7 protein-coding genes are annotated in these 7,780 nt (G+C 68.1%); 5 read left to right on the top strand and 2 right to left on the bottom strand.

The features are described 5' to 3' along the window. Positions 1-618: 618 nt before the first annotated feature. On the bottom strand, positions 619-1,476 hold the full coding sequence (locus BM060_RS18175) for a glycine betaine ABC transporter substrate-binding protein (RefSeq protein ID WP_074981604.1): 858 nt from the start codon (positions 1,474-1,476) through the stop codon (positions 619-621). 276 nt (positions 1,477-1,752) lie between these two features. Between BM060_RS18175 and BM060_RS18170 the strand changes: the two genes are divergently transcribed. Then, positions 1,753-3,336 (top strand): glycoside hydrolase family 17 protein, encoded by a 1,584-nt coding sequence (locus BM060_RS18170; RefSeq protein ID WP_074981617.1) that lies wholly within the window; start codon positions 1,753-1,755, stop codon positions 3,334-3,336. Position 3,337: 1 nt separating this feature from the next. Here BM060_RS18170 and BM060_RS18165 read toward each other — a convergent pair whose 3' ends face one another. Continuing rightward, on the bottom strand, positions 3,338-3,709 hold the full coding sequence (locus BM060_RS18165) for a hypothetical protein (protein ID WP_074981602.1): 372 nt from the start codon (positions 3,707-3,709) through the stop codon (positions 3,338-3,340). Positions 3,710-3,881: 172 nt separating this feature from the next. On the opposite strand from BM060_RS18165, the gene BM060_RS18160 reads away from it, so the two are divergent. The 4 genes from BM060_RS18160 to BM060_RS18145 all read left to right on the top strand — a co-directional run bounded on the left by BM060_RS18160 (position 3,882) and on the right by BM060_RS18145 (position 7,623). Continuing rightward, positions 3,882-4,367 carry a GNAT family N-acetyltransferase gene (locus BM060_RS18160; RefSeq protein ID WP_043271035.1) on the top strand — a complete coding sequence of 162 codons (486 nt, stop codon included), beginning with the start codon at positions 3,882-3,884 and terminating at the stop codon, positions 4,365-4,367. Between the two features lie 110 nt (positions 4,368-4,477). Next, positions 4,478-5,824, top strand: coding sequence for an alpha/beta fold hydrolase family protein (locus tag BM060_RS18155; protein ID WP_074981600.1), 1,347 nt, complete (start codon positions 4,478-4,480; stop codon positions 5,822-5,824). Continuing rightward, entirely contained in the window at positions 5,825-6,655 is an 831-nt protein-coding gene (locus tag BM060_RS18150) for an MlaA family lipoprotein (protein ID WP_074981598.1), read from the top strand. Positions 6,656-6,765: 110 nt separating this feature from the next. Continuing rightward, complete coding sequence (locus tag BM060_RS18145) at positions 6,766-7,623, top strand: pirin family protein (RefSeq protein WP_074981596.1); 858 nt, start codon at positions 6,766-6,768, stop codon at positions 7,621-7,623. Positions 7,624-7,780 lie beyond the last annotated feature (157 nt).

The raw sequence follows: 7,780 nt of genomic DNA, 5'->3' as shown, positions 1-7,780 counted from the left end.
GAGCAAGCTCGCTCCTACGAAGAGCAAAAGCACGCCCGCTCTTGCTCTGGCGTTTGGACTTCCAGAGAAACATCCGCGCACTCCGAAACGCCCCTTCAGAAGGCCGAGCGAAGCCCGCGCTCAGGAGGTCATGCGACATGGATGTCGCGAGAGCCCCGCGGGCTACAGGGACGTACCCTCGGGGCGGGCCTCCGTGGCGGGGGAATTCGTGAGGGTAGCCCGGCTTTATCGGGCCCGTATGCGGGGCAAGCCTTTTTGGTTCCTTTTTGCGGGGGTGGCCTTCCACCGTTTGACAAAAGGGACTCGCCCGAGGGGGCGAAACAAAAAATCTCAGCGGACTCGGAGCGGCGCGCTACACCGAGCCCAACCCAAAAAGTCACTGGGTTCCCGCGTTCGCGGGAATGACGGGGTGGGAGGATGGCGCCTGACCGACACGTCGCTCAGGACAGCCCCCTCTCCCGCTGCGGGAGAGGGTTGGGGAGAGGGCGCTCTTAACCCCAACACCACAACCACCGCCCTCCCCAAACAAACAAAAAAGCCGCTCCCCCAAAAGGAAAGCGGCTCTCCTCACAACCTCCACCGACCCGGCAGCAACCTACCGCCAGGCCAGGCAAAGCCTTACTGCGTCCACTCCTTCACCCGATCCGGGTTGCTGGCCACCCACTGCTTGGCAGCCTCCTCAGGCTTGGCCCCATCCTGGATGGCGAGCATCACCTGGCCGATCTCCGCACCGTCCTTCCACTGCAGTTTCTTCAGCAGCGCCCAGACTTCCGGGGCCTTCTTCTCCAGCGCCGGGTTGGCCACGCTGTCGACGTGCTCTTCCTCGCCGTAGACCTTCTTCGGGTCATCGAGGAACTTCAGCTTCCACTTGGCGAACATCCAGTGCGGAATCCAGCCGGTCACCGCCACCGCCTTCTTGTCGTTCTCGGCGCGGGTCAGTTCGGCGATCATGCCGCTGCCGGAACTGGCCACCAGCTTGTAGTCCAGGCCGTAGTCCTTGATCGCCTGGTCGGTCTTGAGCATCACCCCGGCGCCGGCGTCGATGCCGACGATGCGGCTGCCGAAGTCGTCCTTCATCGCCTTGAGGTCTTCGATGCTGTTGGCCTTGACGTACTCCGGCACGATCAGGCCGATCTTCGCCCCCGGGTAGTTGACGCCCAGGTCCACCACCTGGCTCTTCATCTTCTCGTAGTAGGCGCCGTGGGTCACCGGCAGCCACGCCGAGAGCATGGCATCGAGCTTGCCGCGGGCCACGCCCTGCCACATGATCCCGGCCGCCACCGGCATCAGCTTGACCGGGTAGCCGAGCTTCTCGCGGATCACCTCGGCGGCCACGTGGGTGGTCGCCACGCTGTCCGACCAGCCATCCACGTAGCCGATGGTGATCTCCGGCTTGGCCGCCGCACCGGCCAGGCCCGCTGCCGCCGACAGCACGAGCCCCGCACCCAGGCCCATCAGTCGTCGCATCATTCGCATAAGAGTCTCCCCTTGTTCTAGGTTCACCGGAACGAGCGCTCCGGGACGGTCTTGGCCGCCCCTCCATCATCGGCGCGAGGGGCTGGCGGGCTGCTCCGAGAACGACGCGCAACCTGCTGGTACGCGACAACGACTGTCCAATTGCGACAACCACGGAGCATTTACGACATGCTCGTGTCCCCCACTGATGCCAGAGAGCCATCCCACGCTCGTCTGCGCAGACGCCGGAGGCGGGGCATTGCTAAGATGCGCGACCTGCTCGAAAGCACCGCGCCCATGCCCAGATTCCAGCGCCATCCTTTTTCAGCCTACTGTCTCGGTCTGCTCCTGGCCACCCTTGCCCTCTGCGCCATCTGGTACCTGCAAGGCCGCGCCATCGTCCTGCCCGACGCGGCCGGCCCCACGCACAAGCTGCAGTGCGCCTCCTACAGCCCCTTCGGCAAGGACCAGTCGCCCTTCGACCAGCCCTTCACCCTGCGCCCTCAACAAATGGACGCCGACCTGGCGCTGCTGGCGACGCGCTTCACCTGCGTGCGCACCTATTCCATGAGCGGCCTGGAAGGCATTCCCGAGCTGGCCCGCAAGCACGGCCTGAAGCTGATCCTCGGCGCCTGGATCAACGCCATCCCCGCCGACAGCGAACGCGAGGTGCAGAAGCTGATAGCGGCGGCCAACGCCTACCCCGACGTGGTCCAGGCGGTGATCGTCGGCAACGAGACGCTGCTGCGCCAGGAAGTCACCAGCAAGTACCTCGAAGGCCTGCTGGCGCGGGTGAAGAGCCAGGTGCGCCAGCCGGTGTCCTACGCCGAGGTCTGGGAATACTGGCTCAAGCACCCGCAGTTGGCGGCCAGCGTCGACTTCATCACCCTGCACCTGCTGCCCTACTGGGACAACCAGCCCAGCGGCATCGACGGCGCCCTGGAGCACGTCGCGGACATCCGCCGGCGCTTCGACCAGGCCTTCCCCGGCAAGGCCATCCTGATCGGCGAGACCGGCTGGCCCAGCGAGGGCCGCCAGCGCCAGACCGCCCTGCCCAGCCGCGTCAACGAGGCGCGCTACATCCGCGGCTTCGTGCGCCTGGCCGAGGAGCACGGCTGGCGCTACAACCTGATCGAGGCCTTCGACCAGCCGTGGAAGCGCCGCATCGAAGGAGCGGTGGGCGGCTACTGGGGCTTGTTCGACTCCGACCGGCAGGACAAGAACGTGCTCGCCGGGCCGGTTTCCAACCAACCGGACTGGCCGCTCTGGCTGGGCCTTTCGCTGGCGCTGTGGGGCGCCGCGCTGCTGCTCGGCGGCCGCCCGGCCCGCGCCCGAGACGCCCTGCTGCAACCGCTGGCCGCCGCCCTCGGCGCCGCCTGCGTCGGCCTGTGGGGCGCCCAGGCCCAAGTGATCTGCACCTTCCTCGACGAATGGCTGTGGGCGGCGTACCTGGTGCTGCTCAACCTGTTGGTGCTGGCACACCTCTCCCTGGCGCTGGGCGCCGGGGCCGGTTGGCGCGCGCGCCTGCTGGCCTGGCTGGAGACCCGCGGCGGCTGGTGGCTGCTGGCCAGCGGCTTCGCCGGCGCGGTGTGGATGCTGGCCCTGGTGTTCGACGCGCGCTACCGCAACTTCCCCAACGCGGCGCTGCTGTTCCCGGCGCTGGTCTACCTCTGCCGGCCGGCGACCGCGCCACGCCGCGAGGCCGGCCTGCTGGCGCTGCTGATCGCCGCGGGCATAGTCCCGCAACTCGTGCTGGAAGGGCTGGGCAACCGCCAGGCGCTGATCTGGGCGGGGATCGCCCTGCTGCTCGCCGGCGCCCTGTGGCGCGGCCTGCGCCAGGAAAGGTGCGTGGCGGCCGCAGCCTCGGCGCCGGCCGCCTGACTCAGGCCCGCGCCGGGCGCGGCTGGCGCACCAGGCGCAGCCCGGCCAGCACCACGGCGAACACCGCCATGCTCACGCTGTAGAACACCAGCGCCAGCAGGCCGACGAACAGCGCCAGGGCCGCCAGCCACCAGCCGATGCGCCCTGGCAGCAGAAAGGCCGGCACGGACGCCGCCAGCGCCGCCTGGCCGAACACCCCGAAATGGATCAGCAGGCCCAGCCCGGAGCGCGCCTGGCACGCCCACAGCGCCGCATCGTCGGCGCACACGTCCACCCAACTGCCGTTTTCCAGCAGGCCGAAGCGCACGCCATAGCAGGCGGCCAGCCAGAGCGCGACGAGGCAGAGCAGGATCAGCGATGAACGTGAAGGCATGGCGCCACTTCCACGGGCGAAGGGCGCCCAGCATAACCAGCGCGGGGGCCGATGCAAGAGGCGCAGCCCCCTGGCGTGGGCGGCTGCAGCAGCTGCGCATCCCGCACCGCCGAGGTTGCCAGCGCCGGGCCGGCACGGCATGCTCGGCGGTCCGCTTCACCAGGAGATGAGCATGTCCCGCATCCAGCTGCGCCCCGCCCGCCCCGACGACGTCCCGCTGATCCTCGAACTGATCGCCGAGTTGGCCGAGTACGAACGCCTGTCCCACGAGAACAAGGCCGACGCCGGGCGCATGCACGAGCACCTGTTCGGCCCGCGCCCCTACGCCGAGGTGCTGATCGGCGAGGTGGACGGCGTCGGCGCCGGCTTCGCGCTGTTCTTCCACAACTATTCCACCTGGCTGAGCCAGCCCGGCATCTACCTCGAAGACCTCTACGTGCGCCCCAGCGCCCGTGGCCTGGGCCTGGGCAAGGCGCTGCTGAGCGAACTGGCGCGCCTGGCGGTGGAACGCAAGTGCGGGCGCCTGGAGTGGTCGGTGCTGGACTGGAACGAACCGGCCATCGGCTTCTACCGCAGCCTGGGCGCCGTGCCCCTGGACGAATGGACCGTCTACCGCCTGGCCGGCGATGCCCTCGCCCGCCTCGGCCGGCGCGACTGAACGACCACCCAAGAGGATTCCGGACGCGTCCTACAGCACTTGTAGAACTTGCACTTGTCATAGTGCTCGGTTTCACTGCATTTCGCGTCCTACTGAAAGGAATCCACCGCATGCCTCTGCTTACGCGCGTGGCTGCCCTGCTCGGCAGCCTCGTCATGGGCTTCGCAGGTCCGGCGCTCGCCAGGGATGTCGACCCGGCCAGTTACGGCTACCCCCTGGGCAACCCCTTCGAAGCGACCATCGCCACCACCCCGGCGGAGCTGCGCCCGCAGCTGCCGGACGATGCCGACATCGACCAGCACGACTACGCCCTCAAGCTGCGTCCGGAGCGCGAGTTCCAGCTGCCGGACAACTTCTGGCCGGTGAAGAAGCTGCACTACCGCCTGGCCCGCCAGGACCACCCGGCGCCGCTGGTGTTCATCATCGCCGGCACCGGCGCCAGCTACCTCAGCAGCACCCCGGAGTACCTCAAGCGCCTGTTCTACGGCGCCGGCTACCACGTGGTGCAGATTTCCTCGCCGACCAGCTGGGACTTCATGGCCGGCGCCTCGATGCGCGCCACCCCCGGCTACAGCCCCGACGACGCCGACGACCTGTACCGGGTGATGCAGGCGGTGCGCGCCCAGCACCCGAGCCTGCCGATCACCGGCTACTACCTCACCGGCTACAGCCTCGGCGCGCTGCACGCGGCCTTCGTCAGCCACCTCGACGAAACCCGCCGCAGCTTCAACTTCAAGCGCGTGCTGCTGCTCAACCCGCCGGTGAACCTCTACACCTCGGTGAGCAACCTCGACCGGCTGGTGCAGACCCAGGTCAAGGGCATCACCGACTCCAGGACCTACTACCAGCTGGTGCTCGGCAAGCTGACGCGCTACTTCCAGCAGAAGGGCTACATCGACCTCAACGATGCCTTCCTCTATGACTTCCAGCACTCCAGGCAGCACCTGACCAACGAAGAGATGGCCATGCTGATCGGCACGACCTTCCGCTTCTCCTCCGCCGACATCGCCTTCACCTCGGACCTGATCAACCAGCGCGGGCTGGTCACCCCGCCGCACTACCCGATCAACGAGGGCACCAGCCTGGAACCCTTCTTCAAGCGCGCGCTGCAATGCGACTTCGACTGCTACATGGTCGAGCAGCTGATCCCCATGTGGCGCAAGCGCCATGGCGGCGGCAGCCTGCCGCAGCTGATCCAGCAGACCAGCCTGTACGCCCTGCAGCAGTACCTGCACGACACGCCGAAGATCGCCGTGATGCACAACGCCGACGACGTCATCCTCGGCCCCGGCGACATCGGCTTCCTGCGCCGCACCTTCGGCGACCGGCTGACGCTGTACCCGCTGGGCGGCCATTGCGGCAACCTCAACTACCGGGTCAACGCCCAGGACATGCTGGACTTCTTCCGCGGCCAGGACGCCACGCTGCAGGCCGCCGCCGACACAGGAAAGCGCTAGATGACCCGCCGATCCCCCTGGCTGCTGGCCCTGCTGCTGGGCAGCGCGCTGGCCCACGCCGACAACGCCTCCGACCTCGGCCCGGCGCCCGCCGTGCCGCCCTCGGCCGCCAAGCAGGTGCAGCTGACGCCCGACGCCGACGGCTTCAAGCACCCGCTGGACGCGCTCAAGTTCAACCCCGGCCTGGACCAGCGCGTGTTCGAGCGCGCCACCCTCAGCGCGCTCAACGTCTACGACCCCTGGGAGTCGTGGAACCGCCGCGTCTACCACTTCAACTACCGCTTCGACGAGTGGGTGTTCCTGCCCGTGGTGCACGGCTACGAGTACGTCACCCCGCGCTTCGTGCGCAGCGGCGTGAGCAACTTCTTCAGCAACATCGCCGAGGTGCCGAGCCTGCTCAACAGCCTGCTGCAGTTCAAGGGCAAGCGGGCCATGAACACCACCGCGCGGCTGCTGTTCAACACCACCTTCGGTGTGCTCGGCCTGTGGGACCCGGCCACCCGCATGGGCCTGCCGCGACAGCCCGAGGACTTCGGCCAGACCCTCGGCTTCTACGGCGTGCCCGCCGGCCCCTACCTGATGCTGCCGATCCTCGGCCCGTCCAACCTGCGCGACACCGGCGGGCTGGTCACCGACTTCGTCGCCGGCCAGCAGGTGGACTACCTGGGCGTGGCCAGCGCCAGCGGCGACTACTGGGAAATCCCCACCCTGGAGATCATCGACCGGCGCTACAGCAACAGCTTCCGCTACGGGCAGATGAACACGCCCTTCGAGTACGAGAAGCTGCGCTACTTCTATACCGAGGCGCGCAAGCTGCAGATCGGCGAATGAGTGGGCGGGCCGAATATCGACAAATTCGATATTCGGCCCGCAAAACTCGCAACCATTCATTCAATCGGCGGGACTACCATGGCCTCCATGCCTGAACGAGGAGGTCCCCCATGACCCAGCTGCGCAACCTGATCGACCTGCACATCGGCCGCCCCGCCTCCGACGGCGCCGGCGTGCGCCTGACCCGCGTGATCGGCGGCCCGGGCATCGAACGCTTCGACCCCTTCCTGATGCTCGACCAGTTCGACACGCAGAACCCCGACGACTACATCGGCGGCTTCCCCGACCACCCGCACCGCGGTTTCGAGACCGTGACCTACATGCTCGAAGGGCGCATGCGCCACCGCGACCACCTGGGCAACGAAGGCCTGCTAAAGCCCGGTGGCGTGCAGTGGATGACCGCCGCCCACGGCATCATCCACAGCGAGATGCCCGAGCAGGAGCAAGGCGCCATGCGCGGCTTCCAGCTGTGGCTGAACCTGCCCGGCAAGAGCAAGCTCGGCCCGGCCGGCTACCGCGACATCGAGCCGCAAGACGTACCGCGCACTACCACCGCCAACGGCGTGGAAGTGACCGTGATCGCCGGGCGCTTCAACGACGGCCAGGTGCAGCTCGACGGCGCCGTGCAGCGCCCGGACACCGAACCGCACTACTACGACCTGAAGCTGCCGGCCGGCGCCGACATCGGCCTCAACCTGCCGGCCAGCCACCGCGCGCTGCTGTATGTCTACGAAGGCAGCCTGCAGGTGCAGGCCGAGCGCGGCGGCGAAGTCGGCACCAACCGCCTGGCGCGCCTGGGCGAAGGCGACGCGGTGAAGCTGCACAGCGACACGGGCGCGCGAGTCCTGCTGCTGGCCGGCAAGCCGCTGAACGAGCCGATCGTGCAATACGGGCCCTTCGTGATGAACAGCCGCGAGGAAATCGAACAGGCCCTGCGCGATTACCGGGATGGCGTGCTGGCGGTCTGAGCCGCCGGGATCGCGGCCCTGCCCGCGAAATCGCGCGCAGGGCGCGCTCCTACATGGGTACGGCGTGGGTGGGGCGGCGTAGGAGCGGATCTCATCCGCGAACCGCGCCGGTGGTTCCGGCTATCGCGGACAAGGTCCGCTCCTACGGGGGAGGAAT

Origin of the sequence: Pseudomonas citronellolis, assembly GCF_900112375.1 — a bacterium.
Taxonomy (GTDB): Bacteria; Pseudomonadota; Gammaproteobacteria; order Pseudomonadales; family Pseudomonadaceae; genus Pseudomonas; species Pseudomonas citronellolis.
Note: the sequence above shows the minus strand (reverse complement) of the source record. Positions and strands in the feature narration are given on the sequence as shown.